The 22,099-nt window shown below is 68.1% G+C and carries 23 protein-coding genes; 6 read left to right on the top strand and 17 right to left on the bottom strand.

From position 1 onward, the window contains the following. Window positions 1-5 precede the first annotated feature (5 nt). On the top strand, window positions 6-962 hold the full coding sequence (locus ABXG85_RS03325; protein WP_353512316.1) for a GGDEF domain-containing protein: 957 nt from the start codon (window positions 6-8) through the stop codon (window positions 960-962). On the opposite strand, the gene ABXG85_RS03320 is transcribed toward ABXG85_RS03325, so the two are convergent. From ABXG85_RS03320 to ABXG85_RS03280, 9 genes are all read right to left on the bottom strand, one after another. Next, a complete protein-coding gene (locus ABXG85_RS03320; protein WP_353512315.1) occupies window positions 947-2,026 on the bottom strand; it encodes a prephenate dehydrogenase/arogenate dehydrogenase family protein in 1,080 nt (359 codons plus the stop codon). The genes ABXG85_RS03325 and ABXG85_RS03320 overlap by 16 nt on opposite strands. Further along, the gene (aroF, locus tag ABXG85_RS03315) at window positions 2,023-3,057 is read right to left on the bottom strand and encodes a 3-deoxy-7-phosphoheptulonate synthase (protein WP_353512314.1); all 1,035 of its coding nucleotides are present in this window, start codon (window positions 3,055-3,057) and stop codon (window positions 2,023-2,025) included. Before aroF ends, ABXG85_RS03320 begins: the two co-directional genes overlap by 4 nt. A gap of 139 nt (window positions 3,058-3,196) precedes the next feature. Further along, window positions 3,197-3,964: a VOC family protein gene (locus ABXG85_RS03310; protein ID WP_353512313.1), complete on the bottom strand. Its 768-nt coding sequence runs from the start codon at window positions 3,962-3,964 to the stop codon at window positions 3,197-3,199. After that, the gene (locus tag ABXG85_RS03305) at window positions 3,964-4,500 is read right to left on the bottom strand and encodes a YceI family protein (RefSeq protein ID WP_353512312.1); all 537 of its coding nucleotides are present in this window, start codon (window positions 4,498-4,500) and stop codon (window positions 3,964-3,966) included. Before ABXG85_RS03305 ends, ABXG85_RS03310 begins: the two co-directional genes overlap by 1 nt. Window positions 4,501-4,564: 64 nt before the next feature. Further along, window positions 4,565-5,377 (bottom strand): menaquinone biosynthetic enzyme MqnA/MqnD family protein, encoded by an 813-nt coding sequence (locus tag ABXG85_RS03300; RefSeq protein WP_353512311.1) that lies wholly within the window; start codon window positions 5,375-5,377, stop codon window positions 4,565-4,567. Then, window positions 5,377-6,495 (bottom strand): aminofutalosine synthase MqnE, encoded by a 1,119-nt coding sequence (gene mqnE / locus ABXG85_RS03295; protein WP_353512310.1) that lies wholly within the window; start codon window positions 6,493-6,495, stop codon window positions 5,377-5,379. The genes ABXG85_RS03300 and mqnE overlap by 1 nt, the downstream gene beginning before the upstream one ends. 10 nt (window positions 6,496-6,505) lie before the next feature. Beyond that, window positions 6,506-7,171 carry a hypothetical protein gene (locus tag ABXG85_RS03290; RefSeq protein WP_353512309.1) on the bottom strand — a complete coding sequence of 222 codons (666 nt, stop codon included), beginning with the start codon at window positions 7,169-7,171 and terminating at the stop codon, window positions 6,506-6,508. Continuing rightward, a complete protein-coding gene (locus ABXG85_RS03285; protein ID WP_353512308.1) occupies window positions 7,171-7,614 on the bottom strand; it encodes a YqhA family protein in 444 nt (147 codons plus the stop codon). The genes ABXG85_RS03290 and ABXG85_RS03285 overlap by 1 nt, the downstream gene beginning before the upstream one ends. A 3-nt stretch (window positions 7,615-7,617) precedes the next feature. After that, complete coding sequence (locus tag ABXG85_RS03280) at window positions 7,618-8,652, bottom strand: substrate-binding domain-containing protein (RefSeq protein WP_353512307.1); 1,035 nt, start codon at window positions 8,650-8,652, stop codon at window positions 7,618-7,620. An 84-nt stretch (window positions 8,653-8,736) separates the two neighbouring features. Here ABXG85_RS03280 and ABXG85_RS03275 point away from each other — a divergent pair, with 84 nt between their 5' ends. Genes ABXG85_RS03275 through purD form a run of 5 tightly spaced genes read left to right on the top strand, consistent with a single transcriptional unit; the run spans window position 8,737 to window position 13,088 of the window. After that, entirely contained in the window at window positions 8,737-9,267 is a 531-nt protein-coding gene (locus ABXG85_RS03275) for a glycerol-3-phosphate acyltransferase (protein ID WP_353512399.1), read from the top strand. 9 nt (window positions 9,268-9,276) lie between these two features. Further along, window positions 9,277-10,071 carry a fumarylacetoacetate hydrolase family protein gene (locus ABXG85_RS03270; protein ID WP_353512306.1) on the top strand — a complete coding sequence of 265 codons (795 nt, stop codon included), beginning with the start codon at window positions 9,277-9,279 and terminating at the stop codon, window positions 10,069-10,071. Continuing rightward, complete coding sequence (locus ABXG85_RS03265; RefSeq protein ID WP_353512305.1) at window positions 10,065-10,964, top strand: MBL fold metallo-hydrolase; 900 nt, start codon at window positions 10,065-10,067, stop codon at window positions 10,962-10,964. The genes ABXG85_RS03270 and ABXG85_RS03265 overlap by 7 nt, the downstream gene beginning before the upstream one ends. Window position 10,965: 1 nt before the next feature. Further along, window positions 10,966-11,838 (top strand): phosphoribosylglycinamide formyltransferase, encoded by an 873-nt coding sequence (purN, locus tag ABXG85_RS03260; RefSeq protein WP_353512304.1) that lies wholly within the window; start codon window positions 10,966-10,968, stop codon window positions 11,836-11,838. Then, the gene (purD, locus tag ABXG85_RS03255; protein ID WP_353512303.1) at window positions 11,835-13,088 is read left to right on the top strand and encodes a phosphoribosylamine--glycine ligase; all 1,254 of its coding nucleotides are present in this window, start codon (window positions 11,835-11,837) and stop codon (window positions 13,086-13,088) included. Before purN ends, purD begins: the two co-directional genes overlap by 4 nt. Here the strand turns inward: purD and ABXG85_RS03250 are convergent. The 8 genes from ABXG85_RS03250 to ABXG85_RS03215 all read right to left on the bottom strand — a co-directional run bounded on the left by ABXG85_RS03250 (window position 13,078) and on the right by ABXG85_RS03215 (window position 22,016). Next, entirely contained in the window at window positions 13,078-14,952 is a 1,875-nt protein-coding gene (locus tag ABXG85_RS03250) for a 3'-5' exonuclease (RefSeq protein ID WP_353512302.1), read from the bottom strand. The two genes, purD and ABXG85_RS03250, sit on opposite strands and share 11 nt — an antisense overlap. Then, window positions 14,949-15,308, bottom strand: coding sequence for a response regulator transcription factor (locus tag ABXG85_RS03245; protein ID WP_353512301.1), 360 nt, complete (start codon window positions 15,306-15,308; stop codon window positions 14,949-14,951). Before ABXG85_RS03245 ends, ABXG85_RS03250 begins: the two co-directional genes overlap by 4 nt. Further along, entirely contained in the window at window positions 15,286-17,778 is a 2,493-nt protein-coding gene (locus ABXG85_RS03240) for an ATP-binding protein (protein WP_353512300.1), read from the bottom strand. Before ABXG85_RS03240 ends, ABXG85_RS03245 begins: the two co-directional genes overlap by 23 nt. Continuing rightward, window positions 17,775-17,951 carry a hypothetical protein gene (locus ABXG85_RS03235; protein ID WP_353512299.1) on the bottom strand — a complete coding sequence of 59 codons (177 nt, stop codon included), beginning with the start codon at window positions 17,949-17,951 and terminating at the stop codon, window positions 17,775-17,777. The genes ABXG85_RS03240 and ABXG85_RS03235 overlap by 4 nt, the downstream gene beginning before the upstream one ends. Further along, window positions 17,948-19,693, bottom strand: a complete 1,746-nt coding sequence (locus ABXG85_RS03230; protein ID WP_353512298.1) for a DUF294 nucleotidyltransferase-like domain-containing protein — start codon at window positions 19,691-19,693, stop codon at window positions 17,948-17,950. The genes ABXG85_RS03235 and ABXG85_RS03230 overlap by 4 nt, the downstream gene beginning before the upstream one ends. Next, on the bottom strand, window positions 19,647-20,018 hold the full coding sequence (locus ABXG85_RS03225) for a hypothetical protein (RefSeq protein WP_353512297.1): 372 nt from the start codon (window positions 20,016-20,018) through the stop codon (window positions 19,647-19,649). Before ABXG85_RS03225 ends, ABXG85_RS03230 begins: the two co-directional genes overlap by 47 nt. Window positions 20,019-20,084: 66 nt before the next feature. Continuing rightward, window positions 20,085-21,755 carry a sodium:solute symporter family protein gene (locus tag ABXG85_RS03220; RefSeq protein WP_353512296.1) on the bottom strand — a complete coding sequence of 557 codons (1,671 nt, stop codon included), beginning with the start codon at window positions 21,753-21,755 and terminating at the stop codon, window positions 20,085-20,087. A 9-nt stretch (window positions 21,756-21,764) separates the two neighbouring features. After that, the gene (locus ABXG85_RS03215) at window positions 21,765-22,016 is read right to left on the bottom strand and encodes a DUF4212 domain-containing protein (RefSeq protein WP_353512295.1); all 252 of its coding nucleotides are present in this window, start codon (window positions 22,014-22,016) and stop codon (window positions 21,765-21,767) included. Window positions 22,017-22,099: the final 83 nt, after the last annotated feature.

Here is a 22,099-nt window from a genome sequence, read left to right as displayed (position 1 = left end):
GATCCATGTACCGCTTGGCCCGCCTTCTTTACTGGTCCGCTTGGCTCGGCCTTCCCTTGGGCATCGGCCTCCAGCTTGCGTGGTACCCGCCGAAGACCCTAGGTCTCTGGCTGGCCTACGGCGCCTTCGCCCTCTACTTCCTCCTTGCGCTCACCCGTGGTCCCAAGCGGGCCCCCAGGTTCTTGGTCCATGGGCTTGGAGCCTACCTCCTTTTCGAGCTTTGGCGAGCCCAGGAGGACGGGTGGGTGGTGGGGTACTGGTCCCCTGCTCTTTACCTGGTAGCCGCCTTCGCCTACCCCGTGCCCTGGGCCCTGGCGGCATCCCTCTTTTGGGGGGTGCTTCTTTCCCTGGCTCCACCTATTTGGGGCCGGGAGCTCGGCCCTTATTACGCCCACTTTGCCCTGAGCCAGCTTGTGCTTCTCGCCCTAACCTTGCTCCTCGCTCGCTTCCGGGAGCTTTACGGCCAGGCCCGCTTCTGGCGCGAGCAGGCCCTCACCTGTCCCCTCACGGGCCTGCCCAACCGCCGGGCCTTGGAGATGGCCCTGGAGCGGGAGGCGGCCCGGGTGGAACGGGGCGAGAAGCCCTTCAGCCTGGTGCTTTTGGACCTAGACGACTTCAAGCGGGTGAACGACGAGAAGGGCCACCCGGAAGGGGACCGGCTCCTGAAAGAGGTGGCCCGCTACCTGGTGGCCCACGTGCGCCGGGGGGACCTGGTGGGCCGCTGGGGGGGAGAAGAGTTCGCCATCCTCCTGCCGGAAACCGACCCCCTCCAGGCCACCCGCTTGGCGGAGCGGCTGCGGGAGGGCCTTAAGGCGTTGGGCACCACCGCCAGTTTCGGCGTAGCCTCCTACCGGGGGGATCTGGGAGAGCTCTACCGGCGGGCAGACGAGGCCCTCTACCGGGCCAAGCGTGGGGGAAAGGACCGCGTGGCCCGGTACACTCAGGATCAGGGAAGCCGATAACCTGCTCGCTTTAGCACCTCCTGGGCCCTTTCCCGCTCCTCCCGGGTGGCGAAGGAGAGGCGCAAGGCCCCCGCCGCTTCCCGGATGGTGAGGACCTCGATGTCCTTGATGTTAACCCCGGCTTCCCCCAAGGCGGTGGCGATGCGGGCGATCTCCCCGGGGCGGTCCGGCACCTGGACCACCAGGTCGTACATCTCGGGGAGGAGGCTACGGCGCACGATGGGAAGGCTATCCCGGGTGCGCTTGGCCTCCTCCGCCGCTTGCAAGAGGGCCTCGGGCTCGTCTAGAAGCCCTTCCAGTTCCAAAAGCACCGCCCTTAGCTCCTCTATGGCCTCTTTGAGGGCTTCCCGGTTCTCCACCACCATGTCCCGGCTCATCCTGGGGCTTCCCGAGGCGATGCGGGTGAGGTCGCGGAAGCCCCCGGCGGCCAGGAAGATGAGGAGGTCCTTGTGGGGGTTTTGCGCCACCATGCGGTTGAGGGCCACGGCCAGGAGGTAGGGGAGGTGGGAGATCCGGGCCACCAGCTGGTCGTGGAGGAGGGGGGGCATCTCCAGGGGGTAGGCCCCCAGGGCCTCCACTAAGCGCCGTATGCCCTCCCGGGCTTTGGGGCTCGTGCGGGCCGTGGGGGTTAGGACCCAGACGGCGTTTTGCAGAAGCCCGGCGTGGGCGTTTTCCACCCCAGCCCGCTCGCTGCCCGCCATGGGGTGGCTCCCCAGGTAGTGGGGAAGAAGCCCCTCCAGGGCCGCCACCACCTTGCCCTTGACGCTTCCCACATCGGTCCAGAGGCTTTCGGGGTGGGCCAGGGGACCTAGGGTCTGGGCCAGGGCGGGCAAAGCCCCCACGGGGGCGGCCAGGATCCCCAGGGAAAGCTCCCCCACCCAGGGCCCGAGCTCGGCGTGGACCCGGTCCGCAACCCCGAGGAAGAGGGCCTTTTCCAAGGCCGAGGGGTCCTGATCGTAGGCGTGGACCTCCTCCGCCAGGAACCGCTCCTTAAGCCCCAGGGCCACGCTGCCCCCCAGGAGGCCCACGCCAAAGATGCCCACCTTGCCGAAGAGGGGCTTCATGCCAGGGCGGGGGCGGAAAGGGCCTTGTCCAGGGCGGCCACCAGGCGGCGCACCCTTTCCATGAGCTCGGCGAACTCGTGCTCGTGGAGCTGCTGCGCTGCGTCAGAGAGGGCCTTTTCGGGCTCGGGGTGGGTTTCCACGATGAGCCCATCCGCCCCGGCGGCAAGCCCCGCCAGGGCTAGGGGGATGACCCAGTCCCGTTTGCCCGCGGGGTGGGAGGGGTCCACCCAGACGGGAAGGTGGGTCCAGCTCTTGAGCACGGGCACGGCGGAGACGTCCAGGGTGAAGCGGGTGGCCTTTTCGAAGGTGCGGATGCCCCGCTCCACCAGGATGACCTGCATGTTCCCCCGGGAGAGGATGTACTCCGCGCTCATCAAAAACTCCTCCAGGGTCATGCTCATGCCCCGCTTGAGGAGGACGGGTTTTTTCGCCTCGCCCACCGCCTGGAGCAGGGGGAAGTTCTGGGCGTTGCGGGCGCCGATCTGGAAGGCGTCGGCGTACTCGGCCACCAGCTCCACCTGCTCCGGGGAGAGGACCTCCGTGACCACGGGGAGGCCCGTTTCCTTCCGGGCCTCGGCCAGGATCTTCAGGCCCTCCACCCCCAGGCCCTGGAAGGCGTAAGGGCTCGTGCGGGGCTTGAAGGCCCCGCCCCGGAGCATTGCCCCCCCGTGGGCCTTCACGTACCGGGCCGCCTTCAGGGTTTGTTCCCGGGATTCCACCCCGCAGGGGCCCGCCGCCACCATCACGTGCCCGCCCCCGGTTTTCCCCGTGGGGAAGTCCAAGATGGTGGGGAAGGGTTGAACCTCGAGGCTCGCCAGCTTCCAAGGCTTGGAGATGGGGATGACCTCCGCCACCCCGGGAAGGGCCCGGAAGTGCTCCATGAGCTCGGGGGTGGGGCCGCGGCCGATGGCCCCCACCAGGGTGGTTTCCACCCCCCGGGAGACGTGGGGCCGGTACCCCACCTTTTCGATCTCCCGCACCACCTCTTCCAGCTCCGCCTCCGTGTGTCCCCGCTTCATCACGATAAGCATCTTCCCCTCCTAAAAACCTTGGGCGCCCCCTTTTGGGGGGCGCCCGGTTGCGGTAAACGCCTATGCGGACCGCAGGGCGCCCCCGGCGGGATAATAAAAGCCGAAGTAGCGCTTTACGGTCCGCATATTGCCCCCAAGTTTAGGGGGTGACCCCTGGGCCTGTCAACCGCACCCCTGCCCCCACGGGGTCCAGAAGGGTCGCCGCGCGCCCCTGGGGGTCCAAGAGGGTGTAGCCCAAAAGCCCCGTGGCCCCGTAGGGCGCCCTCCTTTTGCCCGCCCAGGTGTTGGCCCCCACATGGTGGTGGTAGCCGTCCCAGGCGAAGAAGAGGGCCCCGGGGTAGGTGCGCAGGGTGACCTCCATCCCCAGGCTTCCGGTGAAGAAGGCCTCGGCCTCGGCCAGGTCCTCCACATGCAGGTGGAGGTGGCCAAGAAGGGTTTCCGGGGGCAGGGGGGCGGCCTTGGGGCTTTCCGCCAGGAGCCCTTCCAGGTCTAGGGGGGCGGTGAACATCAAAGGCCCTTTAGGCCACTCCCCTTGGGGGCGGTCCCAGTAGAGCTCGAGGCCGTTCCCCTCGGGGTCCCGGAAGTACAGGGCCTCGGAAACCCCGTGGTCCGCCGCCCCTTCAAAGAAGGCCCCGGCTTCCAGGAGCCTCCGGAAGACCCCGGCCAAGGCCTTCCGGTCCGGGAGGAGGAGGGCGAAATGGTAGAGCCCCAGCGAGGGGTAGGGCCTTAGGGGGGCCTGGGGATCGTGGTGGAGCTCCAGGTAAAACCCCCTTCCCGCAGGGAAGAGGCGGTAACGGGGAGGGTCCTCCTCCACCCCTAGCCCCAAAAGATGGCGGTAAAACCCCAAGGCGGCCTCCAGGTCCCGCACCCTGAGGGCCAAGGAAAGGAGCCGCCTGGGAAAGGGCATTACCGGGCCACCACCTCCTGAACCTTCACCGCCTCCGTGTCCACGCTAAAGCGCACCTCTTCCCCCACCAGCACCCCGCCCATCTCCAGGGGCACGTTCCAGGTGAGGCCGAAGTCCTTGCGGTTGAGCTTCCCTTCAAAGTGGGCCGCCATGCGCTCGTTGCCCCAGGGGTCCTTGGCGGGGCCATGGGTTTCCACCTCGAAGGCAAGGGGCCGGGTCACGCCCCGGAGGGTCACCTCCCCTTCCACGCGGTAGCGCCCCTCCCCTAGAGGGGTGATCTTCTCGCTCCGGAAGACGATCTCGGGGTAGTGTTCCACGTCCAGGAAGTCGGGGGAGCGCAGGTGGTTGTCCCGGTCCGCCACCCCGGTGTGGATGCTCTTGGCGTCCAGGCAGGCTTCCACCCGGAGGGGCTTGCCGCTTTCGTCCGTTTCCACGTAGCCCTCCTTGAGGTTGAGGGTGCCCTTCACGGTGGCGATCATCATATGCCGCACGGCGAACTCCACGCTGGTGTGGGTGGGGTCTAGGTTCCAACGCATACACGCCTCCTTTGGTCCCTTGGCCCATTAGCATACTATCTAAAGCGCTATATAAAGTCAAGTGCTAGCCAGGGTAGTACGTGGGCCGGAAGGGAAGGCCTAGGGCCTCGGCGAAGGCTTGGAGGCCTAGCCGGTCGGGCTCTTCCAGGTGGTAGCGGAAGTTCCAAAGGTAGTGTTGGAGGAGGAGGGGGTTTACGCCAAGCCGCTTCCCCTCCCCCTCCGCCACCTCCTTCAGCCGGCCCAAGCCCTCCCGCCTTGCCCGCCGGAGGGCCTGTACCAGGGCCGTAGGGGGCGGGTTTTCCTTGCGATAAGCCCAGACGGCGAAGACGAAGGGGAGACGGGTCCTTTGGAACCAAAGGGCCGAAAGGTCCACCACCTCCACCCCACCAAAGCGGGTGGGAAGGGCGTGGGGGGTTTCGGGAAGCTCGGTCAGGAGGGCGGCGTAGGCCTTTATGGCCCGGTCGCCGATGAGGAGAACGCCGTCGTGGCTTTCCAAGAGTTCCAAGCCCCCCTCCGCCTGGGCGTAGGCGGGGGTCAGCCCCCCTTCCCGCAGAAGGAGCTTGAGCAGTTCCACGCTGGTGGCGCTTTCCGTGGTGAGGGCCACCCGCTTTAGGGCCTTTAGGGGTACCTTGTGGAAAAGGTTCACCGAGTACACCCGGCCCAACACCGCCACGGAGAAGTCCGGAAGGAGGCTCAAGGCCTCTTGGTGCTTCAGGTAGAAGTAGCTGGAAACCAGGGAAAGCCCCACCTCCCCCGAGAGCACCATGCGGTTCAGCTCCGCCGGCACCCCGTAGCGGAGGGCAAACCCATCCGCCTCCAAAAAGCGGTAAAGGGGGGCGGTGTTGGCGTAGAGGGGTACCCCCAGGACGTAGGCCATCAGGCCTCCACCTGGTTCCAGACCCGCACCTCCCGGTAGAGGGCGTCCCGCTCCACGGGGATCCGCCCCGCCGCCAGGATGATGCGGGCGAGTTCCCGTTTGGAGAGCCCTTCGGGGGTGGGGCTTCCCGCCATGTGGACGATGCGCTCCTCGATGAGGGTGCCGTCTATGTCGGTGACGCCCCAGTCCAAGGAAACCTGGGCGAGCTCGGGGGTCAAGGTGGCCCAGTACCCCTTGATGTGGGGGATGTTGTCCAGATAGAGCCGGGCCACCGCCAGGTTGCGCAGGTCGTCCAGGCCCGTGGTGAACTCCCTTTTGCCCAGTTCCCGGGCCAGTTGGTTCCCGTCGGGTTGGAAGGCCAGGGGGATGAAGCTCATGAAGCCCCCGGTTTCGTCCTGGAGGCGCCGCAGGCGGTCCATGTGATCCAGGCGCTCTTCCAGGGTTTCTATGTGCCCGTAGAGCATGGTGGCGTTGGTGGGGATGCCGAGCTCGTGGGCGGTGCGGTGGATTTCCAACCAACCCTCGGCGCTCACCTTGGCCCGGGCGATCCTTTTCCGCACCCGCTCGGCGAAGATTTCCGCCCCACCCCCGGGCATGGCGTCCAGGCCCGCCTCCTTTAGGGCTTGGAGCACTTCCCGGTAGGGCAGGCGGGCGATTTTGGAAAAGTGGTGGATCTCCGCCGCCGTCCAGGCCTTCACCTGCACCCCGGGGAAGGTTTCCTTTAGCGCCCGCACCAGGTCCAGGTAGTACTGGAAGGGCCGCTTGGGGTGGTGGCCGGCGGTCATGTGGATCTCGGTGAGGCCGGGCTGGTAGCGGGCCTTCACCCAAGCCACCACCTCCTCCACGTCCCAGTCCCAGGCCCCTTCTTCGCCAAAGCGCCTTTGGAAGGCGCAGAAGGTGCAGCCCACGTAGCAGATGTTGGTCTGGGACACACGGATGGAGTGGACGAAGTAGGTCTTGTGGCCGTGCTTCCTTTCCCGCACCCGGTTGGCCAGGCGCATGAGGGCGGGCAGGTCTTGGGTTTCGTAGAGCACGAGCCCCTCGGCAAAGGTGAGCCGCTCCCCGGCTTCCACCTTTTCGGCGATGGGCAGGAGGCGGGGGTCCCTAATCCCCTTCACGGGGGGCAGTCTACTCCCCCTCAAGGCGCCTGACCAGGGCCTCCACTTCTTTTTGCCTTCCCCCCACGCTCCTTTCGGGGAGGAGGTTTCGGAGGTAGCGGTCGGTGAGGAGGAGGTCCACGTAGGGGTAGACCGTGGCCGCCATCACCGCATCCAGGAGGTCGGAGGGGCGGGGTTTGCGGTGGGGGTCCGTGGCCATGCGGGCGAGAAGTTCCGCCAGGAGGCGGACGAAGGGGACCTCCTTCAGGCCGGTGCGGGCCAGGATCTCCCGGCGGGCGGTCTCTTGGGCCTCGAGGAAAGGAAGCCCCCTAAGGCGCTCCGGAAGGCCCAGGAAGGGGGAGAGGTCCGCCGGCTCCTCCCAGCTCCCTTCCCGCCCGAGGAGGTCCTCCCGGTAAAGGCCCCGTCCCTGCCGCCAGGCCACCTCCGGCCACGGGCGCACCCAGTACCCTTGGGAAAGCTCGGCGAAGACGGCCTTGAGGGCGGGGAGGAGGTAGCCTGCCTTCTCCGGGGGTCCGTTTTGCGGGTGGAGGGTTTCCAGGACGTGAAAGGGACTGGGCGGGGCCAGCGCCTTCCCCTTTAGGGCCTGGAAGAGCCTGCCGAAGGCCTCGTGGCCCCGTTGGCCCAGGAGGTGCTTGGCCATGCGGCTGGCGTGGTTTTGGTCCAGGTAGACGAGCACTACTCCTTGGCCTTGGCCAGCCAAAGCGCCCCCGCCAAGAGGGCCACGCCCCCGGCGAAGAGGAGGAGGTCCAGGGCGCTTTGCGGTTTGAAGCCCAGCGCCCTCTCAAAGAACTTCACCACCAGGATCATGACGATCACCTGGCCCAGCTTGGCCTTGAGGTCGGAGAGGTTTTCCACCGCCAAGATGTTCCCCATGGGAAGCGCCAAGGGGCGGATGAAAAGCTCGAAGAGGCCCAGGGAGAAGAGGAGGAAGACCGCGGCCAAAAGGGCCAGGTCCACCGCCCCCACCAAGGCGGGGAGGGCTTCTTCCAGGGGGTGGAAAAGGGCCTTTAGCGCCTCAAAAAAAGCGTTCCAGGCGAAGTAGAAGGCCCCGAGGAGAAGCCCCGCCACCGGCAGGAGCATGACCCAGCGGACGAGGTTGGCGAAGGGTTCCAGGCGCATGGCTTAGGGCACGTAGGGCACGGCGGGCGGGGTACCGGTGGAAGCCCGCTCCACCAGAAGGGGCTCAAAGCGCACTTCCCGCGGGGGGCCGGCGTAGCCCTGCATCCTTTCCAGAAGAAGCTGGGCCGCCTTGGCCCCCATGGCCTCCACGGGCTGGGCGATGGTGGAAAGCCCCACCTCCTCGGCAAAGGGGTGGCCGTCAAACCCTAGGACCCGCACCTCCTTCCCCACGGTGAGGCCTAGCCTTTCTGCCTCCTCCATGACCCCTAGGGCCACCTGATCGGCCCCGGCGAAGACGTTGAGGGGCGGGGAGCTTTTTTCCAGGAAGTGGCGCAAGGCGAGCCGCCCCCCTTCCGGGGAGAGGCGGGTGGTGTAGAGGTGGTCCCCCGGGAAAGGCCGCCCCCGCTCCTTGAGCGCCTCCAAGAACCCCGCCATGCGCTCGGCGAAGACCGTGTGGCGGAAGGCCCGGTCGGGCTCCTCCTCCACCTTCACGGCGAAGATGGCCCCGGGGAAGCGGGCCAGGTAGGCCCCCGCCAGGTGGCCGCCTAGGAAGTTGTCCAGGTAGACGGAGTCGTACCGAGGGTTTTTGGCGTCCACCAGGACCACGGGCCGGTCCGTGGGGAGCTTGCCCCCTTCGAAGTGCTCCGTGAGGTCGTAGGAGGCCAGGATAAGGCCGTCCGTAAGGTAGGCCAGGGTGTGGCTTTCCAGGTAGCGCCGAAGCCGGGCCTCGGAGAGGATGGGAAAGAGGGCCAGGTCGTAGCGCTTTTCCAGCAGGACGCTTTCTATCCCCTCGACGAGCCTGCGGTAGAACTCCGTGGCCACGAAGGGGAGGAGGACGCTCACCGTGTAGCTCCTTCCCCCGGCGATCCGGCGGGCGTGGGGGTTGGGGGTGTAGCCCAGCTCCTCCATGGCCCTAAGGACCCGGGCCCGGGTTTCCGGGCGCACCGCCGGATGGTTGTTGAGCACGCGGCTCACTGTGCCCAGGCCCACGCCGGCCCGGGCGGCCACCTCGTGGATGGTGGGCTTCTTCTTTCTCATGGCCTGGTCCCGTGGTGGAAGCGCTTCATGGAAACTTCCACCTTCAGGATAGAGCAAAAGGCGGCCCTCTGCAAGAATGGGGGCATGGGGTACGTGCTCCTGGCCTACCTCCTGGGCTCCCTGGTGGGGGGGCTTCTCTTCTTTCCTGAGGTCCGGGGGAAGGACCTTCCCGGAGGCTCCGGAGTCTTCCGGAAGAAGGGGCCTTGGGCGGCGCTGGGGGTGGTGCTCTTCGACGTGGGCAAAGGGGTTGTGGTGGGCCTTTTGACCCCGGTAGCCTGGCGCCCTTGGGCGGGGGCGGCGCTGGTGGCGGGGCACACCTGGCCCCTTTTCTTCCGCTTCCGGGGGGGCGGAGGGATTGCGCCTTCCCTGGGGTTTTTCCTGGCCTGGTTCCCACGGGAAGCCCTCGTTTCCGCTCTTTTCGCCCTCCTGGTGGCTGGGGTGTACCACCTCCTTTGGTGGCGCAGGCGGCGAGGGGTCTACCCTATCCCCTTCGGGGCTGCCTTCGGCTACCTGCTCCTGTTCTTGCTGGTGCCCGGGGAAGGGCGGTTTGCCGCCTTCTTGGTGGCCCTGGTGGTGGCCTTGAGGGGCCTACAAATCCTTAAGGGAAGGTGGTAGCTTTGGGGCATGAAGATCCTCCGGTTTAACGGCGGAAGCTGGGGCATCCTGGAAGGGGAAGTGGTCTTGGAAACCGACGGCCCCGGGGGGAACCCCACGGGCCGGCGCTATGACCTGGCTTCGGTCCGGCTCCTGGTACCGGCGACCCCGAGCAAGATCGTCTGCGTGGGGCGAAACTACCGGGAGCACATCCGGGAGATGGGGCACGATTTTGGCCACGATCTGCCCAAGGAGCCGGGGCTTTTCCTCAAGGCCCCCAACACCCTGGCCCACCCGGGCAACCCCATGGACCCCTGGAACACGGGGGACGCCGTGCCCTATCCCTTCTTCACCGAGGAGCTCCACTACGAGGGGGAGCTTGCCGTGGTGGTGGGTGACCGCATGCGCAACGTCCCCCCCGAGAAGGCCTTAGACCACGTGCTCGGCTACACCGTGGCCCTGGACATCACCGCCCGGGACGTCCAGAAAAAGGACCTGCAGTGGGTGCGGGCCAAGAGCGCCGACAAGTTCCTGCCCCTGGGGCCTTGGCTGGAGACGGATCTGGACCCGCAAAACGTCTGGATCCGCACCTACGTGAACGGGGAGCTTAGGCAGGAGGGGCACACCTCCCAGATGATCTTCAGCGTGGCGGAGATCCTGGCCCACATCTCCACCTTCATGACCCTCGAGCCCCTGGACGTGGTCCTCACCGGCACCCCGGAAGGGGTGGGAGCCCTAAGGCCCGGGGACCGGCTGGAGGTGGCGGTGGAGGGGGTGGGGACCCTCCACACCCGCATCGGTCCCAAGGAGGTGCGGCCGTGGTGAAGGTCTTGGACCTGGGGTTCCAGGGGGCGCAGAGGGTTATCGCCAGTTTCCTCCTGGACACCCCGGTGGGGCCAGTTCTCATCGAAACGGGCCCCGAGAGCACCTACCCCCGCCTGGTGGAAGGGCTTAGAGCCCACGGGGTGGAGCCCGAGGCGGTGCGCCACGTCTTCGTCACCCACATCCACCTGGACCACGCCGGGGCCGCCTGGCGGCTGGCCCAGGGCGGGGCCACGGTCTACGTCCACCCCAAGGGAGCGCCACACCTGGTGGACCCTTCCCGGCTCCTGGCCTCGGCAGAGCGCATCTACGGGGCGCTTTTAAAGCCCCTTTGGGGGGAGCTTAAGGGCATCGCCCCGGAGCGGGTGCGGGTCCTGGAGGACGGGGAGGTGGTGGACCTGGGCGGGGTGAAGGTGCAGGCCCTGGAGACCCTGGGCCACGCCTCCCACCACCACGCCTACTGGGTGGAGGGGATGGTCTTCGCCGGGGACATCGCCGGGGTGCGCATCGCTCCGGGGCCGGTGCTCCCCCCTACCCCCCCTCCCGACATCCACCTGGAAAGCTGGTACGCTTCCTTGGACCGGCTTCTGACCTTACGCCCCGAGGCGCTTTACCTCACCCACTTCGGCGTCTACCGGGATGTGGAGGCGCACCTCTTGGCCCTGCGCCAGGTCCTGGAGGAGTGGGCGGGCTGGACGCTGAGCCGGCTCAAGGAGGGGCTTGCCCCGGAGGAGCTCGTCCGGCGCTTTGAGGCCTACTGGCGGGAGGGCCTGAAGCGGGCGGGGGTGGACGAGGAGGGGATGCGCCTTTACGAGCTCGCCGATCCCCCCTACATGAACCTGCAGGGCCTGGTGCGCTACTGGCAGAAGCACCACCCCGAGGCCTTGGAGGGCTGAGATGGCCTGGCCCTTTCCCCTGGGCCGCCCGGCCCGGATGGCGGTCTTGGCCTCGGGGCGGGGGACGAACCTCGTGGCCCTCCTCCGCGCCTTCCCCCCCGGTAACCCCTTGGGGGAGGTGAGGTTGCTCCTCTCCGACAACCCCGAGGCCTTGGCCCTGGAGCGGGCAAGGAAGGAGGGCGTGGAGGCGGTGGCCCTGCCCTGGCGGGGGCGGCGGGCCTTTGAGGGGGAGGCCCTGGCCCGCCTCGAGGCCAGGGGGGTGGACGTGGTCCTCCTGGCCGGGTTCCTGCGCCTCCTCTCCCCGGGTTTTGTGGAGAGGTGGTATGGCCGCCTCCTCAACATCCACCCTTCCCTCCTCCCCGCCTACCCCGGCCTCCACGTCCACCGCCGGGTCCTGGAGGCGGGGGAGCGGGAAACGGGCGCCACGGTGCACTTCGTGGACCAGGGGATGGACACGGGGCCCATCGTCCTCCAGGGGCGGGTGCCCATCCTCCCCGGGGACCGGGAGGAGGAGGTGGAGGCCCGGGTCCTGCGCCTGGAGCACAGGCTTTACCCGAAGGCGGTGCGCCTCCTCCTCCTGGGCTTGGCCCGCCCCCCCGAGGCCTTCGGTGGGCTGAGGGAGGCCCTTTACCCCCTTCGCCCGCAGGAGCGGGCCCTTTATGCCCGGGCCCTTTCCGCCCTCGCCCTGTGGGGCCGGGAGGACCTCTGGCCCGAGGCCTTGGGGCCTTCCCGCAACCCTTGGGTGCGGGGGGCCTTTCTCCTCGCCCACCTCCTGGCCGCGCCCCACCTGCCCCTAGAGGAGGAGCTCGCCGCCTTGCCCGAGGTGGGGGAGGCGGCCTTGGCGCTTTGGAAGCGGGTAGAATCCCCCCTATGAGGGTCTTGGTGGTGGGCAGCGGGGGGCGGGAGCACGCCCTCCTGTGGAAGGCGGCGCAAAGCCCCCTGGTGGAGAAGCTCTACGCCGCCCCCGGCAACGCCGGGATGGCGGCCTTGGCCGAGCTCGTCCCCTGGAGCGGGGACGTGGAGGCCCTGGCGGACTGGGCCTTGGCCGAGGGCATAGACCTCACCCTGGTGGGCCCCGAGGCCCCCTTAGTGGAGGGGATTGCTGACGCCTTCTTGGAGCGGGGCCTGAAGATCTTCGGCCCCACGCAGAAGGCGGCGATGATTGAGGGCTCCAAGGCCTTCGCCAAGGGCTTCATGGAGCGCCACGGCATCCCCACCGCCCGTTACCGCGTCTTCACCGAGGCCCTCGAGGCCCTGGAGTACCTGGAGGCGGTGGGGGTCCCCATCGTGATCAAGGACTCGGGCCTCGCCGCCGGCAAGGGGGTCACGGTGGCCTTCGACCTGCACCAGGCCAAGCAGGCGGTCTTGAACCTCCTTTCCGGCCCGGAGGGGGGCGAGGTGGTCATGGAGGAGTACCTGGAGGGAGAGGAGGCCACGGTCCTGGCCCTCACGGACGGGGAAACCATCCTGCCCCTCATCCCCTCCCAGGACCACAAGCGCCTCTTGGACGGGGACCAGGGTCCCATGACCGGGGGGATGGGGGCGGTGGCCCCTTACCCCATGGACGCCGCCACCCTCAAGCGGGTGGAGGAGGAGATCCTGAAGCCCCTCGTCCGGGGCCTCCGGGCGGAGGGGGTGGTTTACCGGGGGGTGGTCTACGCCGGGCTCATGCTCACCCGGGAGGGCCCCAAGGTCTTGGAGTTCAACGCCCGCTTTGGCGATCCCGAGGCCCAGGCGGTGCTTCCCCTGTTGGAAAGCGACCTGGTGGAGCTTGCCCTGAAGGTGGCGGAGGGGCGGCTTGGGGGCACCGCCCTGGCCTGGAGGGAGGGGGCCGCCGCCTGCGTGGTCCTGGCCGCCCCCGGCTACCCCGAGGCCCCCAAGAAGGGCATCCCCCTCCATGTGCCCGAGCCCCCGGAAGGGGTCTTGGTCTTCCATGCGGGTACCCGGTGGGAAGGGGGGCGGCTTCTCGCCGCCGGGGGGAGGGTCTTGAACGTGGTGGGCCTGGGGAAGGATTTGGAGGAGGCCCTGGGCCGGGCTTACGCCTTCATCCCCCAGGTGGGCTTCCCCGGGGCGGTCTTCCGGAAGGACATCGGCCGGAGGGCCCTGAGGAGGGCTAGTACTTGAGCCGGGCCAGGGGGAGCCTCTGGCAGGCGGCGAGCACCGCACCCAAGGTGGCGTAGCCCTTTTCCTTCAGCAGGGGCACCATGCGGACGAAGACCTCCGCGGTCATGAGGGCGTCCCCGAGGGCGGTGTGCCGCCCCAGGACGGGGACCCCAAAGCGCTCCGCCAGGGCCTCGAGGCGGTGGTCCTTGAGGTCCGGAAAGAGGAGATGGGCGAGGAGGAGGGTGTCCACCAAGGGGGGCTCCCCCACCCCCGCCCTCCGCAGGAAGGCCAGGTCAAAGGCCCCGTTGTGGGCGAGGAGCACCGTGTCCTCCAGGAAGGCCTGGAAGGCGGGAAGGACCTCCTCCAGCTTGGGCTTGCCCTTTAGCATCTCCCAGGTGAGGCCGTGCACCTCCGTGGCCGCCTTGGGGATGGGGCGGCCCGGGTCCACCAGGGCCTCGAAGGTCTCCTGGTGGAGGACCCGCCGCCCCAGGACGTGCACCGCCCCCAGGGCGATGATGGCGTCCTTTTCCGGGTCCAGCCCCGTGGTCTCCAGGTCGAAGGCGGTGTAGAGGAGGCCCTCCAGGGGGGCGTCCTCGAGGGCCTCCGGCACCTGGAGGAGGGCGGGGTCCACCACCTCCGCCCGGGGCGGGGGACCTTGGGGGGCAGGGAGGCTTGGGGCCTCCCGGGCCGGAAGGAGCAAGTGGAGGCGGTTCCCTTCCCGCCAAAGGCTCCCCAGGGCGGCCTCCACCGCTGCCTGCAGCAGGGGGTGGGGCCTCGGGGCGGGGTGGGGGAAGAGGAGGGTAAGGCGGAAGAGGTTCCCTTGCCGCTCCCCTTCCCAAAAGACCTCCTCCTCCCCCGCCAGGGTGGCGGCGAGGCCCCGGGCTAGGGCGTAGGTGTCCGCCTGCACCAAAAGCCCCTCGGCCCCTTCCTTCAGGGAAAACCCCGGGGAAAGCCCCGCCTCCCGTTCCAGGGCCTCTGCCAGAAGGGGCATGAGGTCCTCCGCCCGTACCTCCTCCGCCCGCACCGGCGCCTTCAACCCCTCCACCAGGTGGGAAAGGGCCTCCGCCACGGCCCGGGCCTGAGCCAGGAGGGGGTGGGGGGATTCCTGCGCCGCCGCCTCCACCAGGGCCCTAAGCCCCGCCAGCTTGTCCTTGAGGCGGTGCAGGGTAGCCTCCTCCAGGGCCCCTTCCTCCCGGGCCTCTTCCAAGAGGAGCAAAAAGCCCGCCTCTAGGGGAACGGCCTGCAGGCGCAAGGGGCCCTTGGGGCCCTGGGTGAGGAAGCGCTCCTCGGGCAGGGCCAGGGCGTGGGCGAGCAAGCTCCGGTCCAGAAGGCCGAAGAGGCTTTTCCCCGCCCCCAGCCCTTCCCCCAGGAACCTGCGGGCCGGGGGGTTGTAGAGGAGGACCTGGCCCTTGGGGTTGGCCAGGACCACCCCTTGGGGCAGGTGGGCGATCAGGGTGGCCAGGACCTCCCGCTCCCGGGCCAAGAGGGCCTTGGCCTCGGCCACGCGGGCCTCCACCTCCTTTTCCAGGGCTTCCTTCTCCTCCGCCAGGCGGTTGATGAGCCGGGCCAGGCCCTGGAGCTCAAAGGGCCCCCTTAGGCGCAGGCGGTGGCCGGGGTTAGCCAGGAGGACCTCCGCCTCCTGGCCCAGGGCCCGGGTGGCGGCCAGGTACCCCAGGAAAAGGGGGTGGAGGAGGGCGGCCAGGACCAAGGCGAAGAGGAGGGCCAAGAAGAGGAGGAGAAAGGCCTTTTCCTGGGCCAGCCGCAAGAGTTCCCGGGCCAGGGCTTCCTCCCCCTGAAGGAGGAAGAACACCCCCGCCCCCACCGTCGCCCCCACCAGGAGGAGGCCCAACAAGAGGGCGCCCAGGAAGCGCAGGGCCTCCCTCATGCCCCCTCCAGAAGCGCCCGCACCCGGGCGAGAAGGTCGTCTAGGGCAAAGGGCTTGCCCAAGAAGCCCTCCGCCCCCAAGGCCTCCGCCTTGGCCCGGTCCGCCTCCCGGCCCCGGGCGGTGAGGACCAGGACCTTGGGGGGATGGGGGTGGGCCTTGAGGCGCTCCAAAACGGCGAAGCCGTCCAGGCCCGGGAGCATGAGGTCCAGCACCACCAGGTCAAAGGGGCTCGCCTCCGCCGCCCTTAAGGCCTCCTCCCCCGTCTTGGCCAAGGCCACCTCGTACCCTGCCCGGCGCAGGAGGAACTCGAGGGGTACCAGGATGCTCTCCTCGTCATCCACCAAAAGGATCCGCATGGTTCACCTCCAAGGGTACGGTGAAGGCAAAGGCCCCGCCTTCCCCCTCTTCCAGGTAAACCCGCCCGCCCAGGCCCTCGGCGAGGCGCCGCGCCAGGTAAAGCCCTAGCCCTGTGCCCCCCGCAAGGCTCTGGAAGGGTTCAAAGATCCGCTCCCGCGCCTCCTTGGGCACCCCGGGGCCGTCGTCCAGGACGCGGAAAAGGGCCTCCTGCCCCCTCGCCCCAAGCTCCAGGCGCACCCGGCTTTGGGCGTGGCGCACGGCGTTCGTGAGGAGGTTCAGGAGTACCTGGAGGACCCGGTCCCGGTCGGTGTCCGCTTGGAGGGGCAGCAAGGCCGCTTCCAGCTTAACGCCCCGCTCCCGGGCCAAGGGCTCGGTGAGGCTCAGGGCCTCCTCCGCCAGGGCCTTGAGGTCCGTGGGCTCCTTCTTGGGGGCGGGGCCCGTCTGAAGGCGGGCGTAGCGCAGGACCTCCTCCACCAGGCGGGAAAGCCTCGCCGCCTCCTTCGCCAAAAGAGCGGTGAAGCGCCTCCGCTCCTCCTCGGAGAGGTCGGGGTGGGTGGCCAGGATCTCCGCCAGGGCCCGCACCGCGGTGAGGGGGGTCTTGAGCTCGTGGGACACGGCCCAAAGGAGCTCGTCCTTGGCCTGGTCCAGGGCTTTTAGCCGCTCGTAGGCCTCGGCCAGTTCGGCCTGGGCCCTTTCCAGGGCCTGGGCGTAGGCCCGCACCGCCTTGGACTCCCGGGCCGCCTCCTCCAGGAGGGGCTTATGCTCCTCCCGGGCTTCTTCCGTGACGGAAAGGAGGAGGAGCCGGGCGGTGGCGGGCCCCAGGGCGGAGGAGAGAAAGGCCTCGGCCCGCAAGGCAGCCTCGGTGCCGGAAAGGCCTTCCGCTTCCTTGAGGAAGGCCTCCGCCACCTCTTTTCCTAAGATCCTTTCCAAAAGGGCCGCGAGCGCCGCCACCTCCCCGGTGCGCCCCCCTAGGGGGGCCTCCTTGCGGGTGAAGAGGGATACGCCCAAGGTGAGGGCCAGGTTGGTCCCCAGGCTTACCAGGAAGCCATGGGTGATGGGGTCCAATCCCTTTAGGCCCAAAAGCCCCTCCGGGTGGAGGAGGGGGTGGGGGCCTTCTAGGAAGAGGGGGGGGAGGAAGCCGGAGCGGGCCAGGGCAGGGAGGAAGAGGGTGTAGGCCCAAAGGGCCACCCCGGCGAGGAACCCCGCCAGGGCCCCCGCCCCCGTGGCCCCTTTCCAGAAGAGGCCCAGGAGGGCCGCCGGGGCCAGCTGCGCCACCGCCACGAAGGAGATGAGCCCCATGCCCACCAGGGCGTAGGCCTCCCCCGCCAGGCGGAAGTAGAGGTAGGCGAGGAGGAGCACCAGGAGGATGGCCAGCCTGCGCCAAAGGAGGAGGCTTCCCAGGGCGCGGCGGCGCAGGAGGAGGGGGGAGAGGAGGTGGTTGGAGAGGAGGATGGAAAGGGAAAGCCCCTCCACCACCACCATGGCCGTGGCCGCGGATACCGCTCCCAGGAAAGCCAAAAAGGCCACGGGGGGGCTTCCGGCCAGGAGGGGCAGGGCCAGGACGTAGAGGTCGGGGTTTTCTCCGGGCAGGAGAAGCCTCCCCCAAAGGGCCAAGGGGAGGATGGGTAGGTTGATGAGGAGAAGGTATAGGGGAAAGGCCCAGGCGGCGTGGGGCAGGTGGCGGGGGTTTTGGCTTTCCACCACCGCCACGTGGAACTGCCGGGGCAGGAAGAGGAAGGCGAGGCTCGAGAGCGCCACCAGGCTCACCCAGGCCAGGTGCCCGGAAAGCCCCTCGGGGGGCAGGAGGAGGGGGTGGAGGTCAGGCTCGGCCTGGGCGCGGGGGAAGGGGTTTCCCAGGCTTAGGAGAACCAAGGCCCCCACCAGGAGGAGGGCGAAGAGCTTCACCAAGGACTCGAAGGCCACCGCCAGGACCAGGCCCGGGTGGCGCTCGGAGGGGTCCAGGCGGCGGGTCCCGAAGAGGATGGCGAAGAGGGCGAGGAGGAGGGCGGTGAGGAGGGCCACGTCCGCCAAGGGGGCTTCTTCCCCGCTCAGGAAGAGGAAGGCCTGGGCGATGGCCTTGAGCTGCAGGGCCAGGTAGGGCAGAAGCCCCACCACCAAGAACCCCGCCGCCAGGGGGGCCAGGGGGCCAGGGCCATAGCGCAGGTGAAGGAAGTCCGCCCAGGAGGTGAGGCGGTGGGTTCGGGCCAGGGCGAGGAGCCTCCCGTGGAGCCAGGGCCAAAGGAGGAGGACCAGGGTGGGGCCTAGGTAGATGGGCAGAAAGGTGGCCCCTTCCGTGGCCGCCCGGCCGGCGCTACCCAGGAAGGTCCAGGCGGTGGCGTAGACCGCCAGGGAAAGGGCATAGACCCAAGGGTTTTGGGCGAGGCGGGGGCGGCTTTCCCCCCAGAGGGCCACCAGGAAGAGGAGGCCTAGGTAGAGGAGAAGCCCGAGGAGGAGCGCCCAAGGACTCATGGCCGGCGGAAGAGGAGAAAGGCCAGGAGGACCACCAAGGCCCAGGCCCCGAAGAGGTAAAGGTAAAGGGGAGGAAGCTCCCAGGGCCCCCCTACCCCTCGGAAGAGGAGGCTTAGGGGCAGGGTGAAGAGGAAGAGGGCGAGGAGGAAAAGGGCGAAGGCTTTCTCCTTCATCGCAGGTTAAAGCGGCTCGCCGTGCTTTCCTGGACCTCTAGGATGGCCCTAAACCCCTCCAGGGCCCGCCGCCTTTCCCCGGGGGAGAGGGCCGCCCAGAGCACCTTGTTGCCGATCTCCTTGCCCTCGCGGAAGGCCTGGAGCTGGTGGGCCAGGCGCAGGCCGAAGAAGAAGCGGAAGGCCTCCTCGAGCCGCTCCGCCCCTTCCCGGCTTAGCGTCCCCCCTTCCGCCGCCGCCCGTAGCCGCTCCACCGTACCCTTGGTGGCGCTTCCGGCCAGGAGGGCGTAAAGCCGGGCCAGGGCCACGATGGGGGCGAGGGCCGAGCGCTTGAGGTCCACAAAGCCTTCCTCCGTGCGCACCCTGCCCAGGAAGCCCAAGGGAGGGCGGAACTCCAGGCTGGCCCGGGCCAGGTGGTAGAGGAAAACCCCCCGCTTGGCCCCTTCCAGGACGGCTTCCTCCAAGGGCTTAAGGGAAAGGTCCCCGGCGGCGCTCCGGAAGTCAAAGAAGATCTGGGTTTCCAAGAGGGCCTGGGGTTCGGGGGTTTCCATGAAGCGGCGGAAGGTGGCGATCCAGTCCGTGAGGGGCATGCGCCAGCGGGTGGCCATGTACCCTCCTTTGCACTCGGGGATCCCCGCCTGCAAAAGCCCCCCCACCACCCGCTCCGCCAGGGCCTGGAAGTAGGCCTCGTGCCCCCCTTCCCCCAGGACCAAGGCGTTGTCCTGGTCGGTGAGGAGGGCCTGTTCCCTGCGGCCCTCCGAGCCGAAGACCATGAAGCTATAGGGGATGGGGGGTGGCCCCAGGGCAGTTTCCGCCTCCTTGACCAGACGGCGGATCAGGGCGTCGTTCAAGGAGGCCACCACCCGGCCGATCTCGAGGGCCTCGAGGCCCTTCTGAAAAAGCCCCTCCACCAGATGGGCCACCTCGGCGCTGTAGCGACCGAGCTCCAGGCGCTCGATCCGCCGCAGGAGGAGGAGGGGGCTTTGCGCCTGGTGGAGGAGAAGATCGGTGTGGGTCACCAGGCCCACGATCCTTTCCCCTTCCGTGAGGGGCAGGTGGTGGATGCCCCGCTCCACCATGGCCGCCACCGCCTCGTAGAGGGGGGTGTCTGCGGGGAGGGCGAAGAGGGGGGCGGTCATGGCCGCCGCCACCGGGGTGGAGGGGGGGAGGCCCTCGGCCAAGACCCGGTTCCTCAGGTCGCGGTCGGTGAGGATGCCGGGGGGGTCAGAGGCCACCAGGAGGCTGCTGATGCCTTCCTCCCGCATCCTCCGCGCCGCTTCCTGTACTGGGGCCTCCGGGGCGATGAAGATCGGTGCCCGCCGCACCAGCCGCCCCACGGGGGCGAAGAGGGAGAGGTCCAAGGCCCTAAGCCGCACCCGCTCCGCCAGCCCCTGCCCGAAGAAGCGGGCCGCCTCGGGGTGGGCGAGGAGCTTGCGGAAGCTCTCCTCGGGAAAGCGGAGGAGGCGCACCGGGGTCTTGGCCACCACGCTAAAGGCCGGGGGCTCCCCGGAAAGGAGGGAGGGAAACCCGAAAAACTCCCCCGCCCCGAGCACCCCCACCTCCTGTTCCCCGTCCAGGAGGGCCACCTCTCCTTCCAGCACCAGGAACAGGGCGTGAGCGGGCTCCCCCCCTTGCAGGAGGAAGCGGGTGCCAGGGGGGTAGGTTTCCTCCTGGGCCTCCTGGAGGCGGGCTTCCCGCTCAGCCTCGGGGAGGGCGTTCAGGGGTGGGACCGCTTTGGGGTCCATAGTCCGGGGCGAGCCAGGCCAAAAGGGGCACCAGGAAGTGGTAGGCCGCCTGCCCTCCCAGGGCCAGGGTGAGGCCTAGGCCCAAGACGAAGGCGGGAGGCAGGAGGACGAAAAGCCGCACCACCCGCCCCAGGCCTGGTGGGGGGAGGGGCCAGAGGCGGTGGTAGAGGACGCCAAGCCCCATGCCCACTAGGGACACTAGGGCGAGGCGCAGGAGGAAGCCGGGGGTGGGAAAGGGAAGGCCTAAGGCGTAGTGCCCCCCCAGATAGAAGGCGAAGAGGGCTACCAAGGTTCCCAGGTAAAAGCGAAGGTAGCGAAAGACCATACTCTACTTTAGGGTTTTAGGGTGGGCCAATGGGGAACCCCCCGGGGCTTCCCCGGGGGGTCTTCCTTAGTGTTCCGCTGCCTGGCCTGCTCCCTTGGGAACACGGATCTCGTCCACCAGTTTCTGGATCTCCACGGGGGGCGGGGGCGTGGCCCGGGAGACCAGGTAGGCCACCAGGAAGTTCAGGAGCATTCCCACGGTGCCGATGCCCTCCGGGGAGATACCGAAGAGGAAGCGAGGCCAGCCCAGGTAGTTGGTGCCCACGATGTAGGTGGCGGTGAAAATAAGCCCCACCAGCATCCCAGCCACCGCCCCTTGCGTGTTCATCCTCCGGTCAAAGATGCCCAAGATGATGGCAGGGAAGAAGGTGCTAGCGGCAAGCCCGAAGGCGAAGGCCACCAGCTGGGCGATAAAGGCGGGGGGGTTGATGCCGAAGGGGGCGGCGAGGATCGTGACCAGGAGGATCACCACCCGGGCGATGGTGAGTTTGGTGGTCTCTGAGGCTTGGGGGTTGATGATGCGGGTGTAGAGGTCGTGGGAGATGGCGCTGGCCATGACGATGAGAAGACCCGCTGCCGTGGAAAGCGCCGCTGCCAAGCCACCTGCCGCCACCAGGCCCACCACGATGGGGGAGAGCTTCGCCACCTCGGGCGTGGAGAGGACGATGATGTCCCGGTCAATCGTGATCTCGTTGGTGTCGCGGCTGGCGGTGATTTGGTAGATACCGTCCCCGTTTTTGTCCTCCAACTTGAGGAGGCCCGTCTTGCTCCACTTCTGCACCCAGTCAATCTGCTGCACCTCCTCCACCGGCTTGTTGGCCAAGGTGTTCAGGAGGTTGTACTTGGAGAAGACGGCCACGGCGGGAGCGGTGGTGTAGAGCAGGGCGATGAAAAGAAGGGCCCAACCGGCGCTCCAACGGGCGTCGGAGGCCTTGGGCACGGTGTAGAAGCGGATGATCACGTGGGGTAGGCCGGCGGTGCCCACCATAAGGGTTAGGGTGATGAGGAAGACGTTGAGCTGGCTTAGGTTTTGGAAGGGCTTCACGTACTCGTTGAGGCCCAGCTCCACTTGCAGTTGGCTAAGGCGCACAGCGAAGTCGGAGAAGGTGAAGGCAAGTTGGGGGATGGGGTTCCCCGTGAGGAGGTTGGAGAGGGCGACACCCGTGATGAGGTAGGCGATGATCAGCACGGTGTACTGGGCCACCTGGGTCCAGGTGATGCCTTTCATCCCGCCGATCACGGCGATGAAGGCGGTGACCAAAACGGCAGCCCACACCCCTGTGGCCACATCCACCCCCAGGTAGCGGGAAAGAACGATGCCCACGCCCCGGAGCTGGGGCACCACGTACACGAAGGAGACGAAGAGGGCGGAGATCACCGCCACCACCCGGGCCACGTTGGAATAGTAGCGGTCCCCTACGAACTCGGGCACGGTGAACTTGCCGTACTTGCGCAGATAGGGGGCGAGGAGGAGGGCGAGTAGCACATACCCCCCTGTCCAGCCCATGAGGTATACTGCCCCGTCAAAGCCCAGGAAGGAGATGAGGCCAGCCATGGAGATAAAGCTGGCGCCCGACATCCAGTCGGCGGCGGTGGCGGCCCCGTTGGCCACCGGAGGAACGCCGCGGCCCGCCACGTAGAACCCTGTGGTTTCCCGGACGCGGGCCCAGTACCCGATGCCCAAGTAGAGGGCAAAGGTGAGAAGCACAATGATCCAAGTCCAGACTTCAGCGCTCATGGCGACCTCCTAGTCCTCAAAGCCGTACTTTCGGTCCAAGGCGGCCATCCGGGAAGCGTAGTAGAAGATAAGGATTACGAACACGTAGATGCTCCCCTGCTGGGCGATCCAGAACCCCAAGGGCGGGCCACCGAAGACCCGGATAGCGTTCAGGGGTTCCGCCAAAAGGATGCCCAGCACGTAGGACACCAAGGCCCATACGATAAGGAGGTTCCGGATCAGGCTTAGGTTTTCTCGCCAGTAGCTCTCTAACGCGCTCATAACTCCCTCCCCCGCTCGGGAAGCGCCCGCCTGCGCCTCCTCTAGTTAGCTTCCCTCGCGGTTAGCGGCAATCTTAGGGAAGG

Source organism: Thermus sp. LT1-2-5 (assembly GCF_040363165.1).
Lineage (GTDB): Bacteria > Deinococcota > Deinococci > Deinococcales > Thermaceae > Thermus.
The sequence above is the reverse complement of the archived record's forward strand: the minus strand, read 5'-3'. Positions and strand labels throughout refer to the sequence as shown.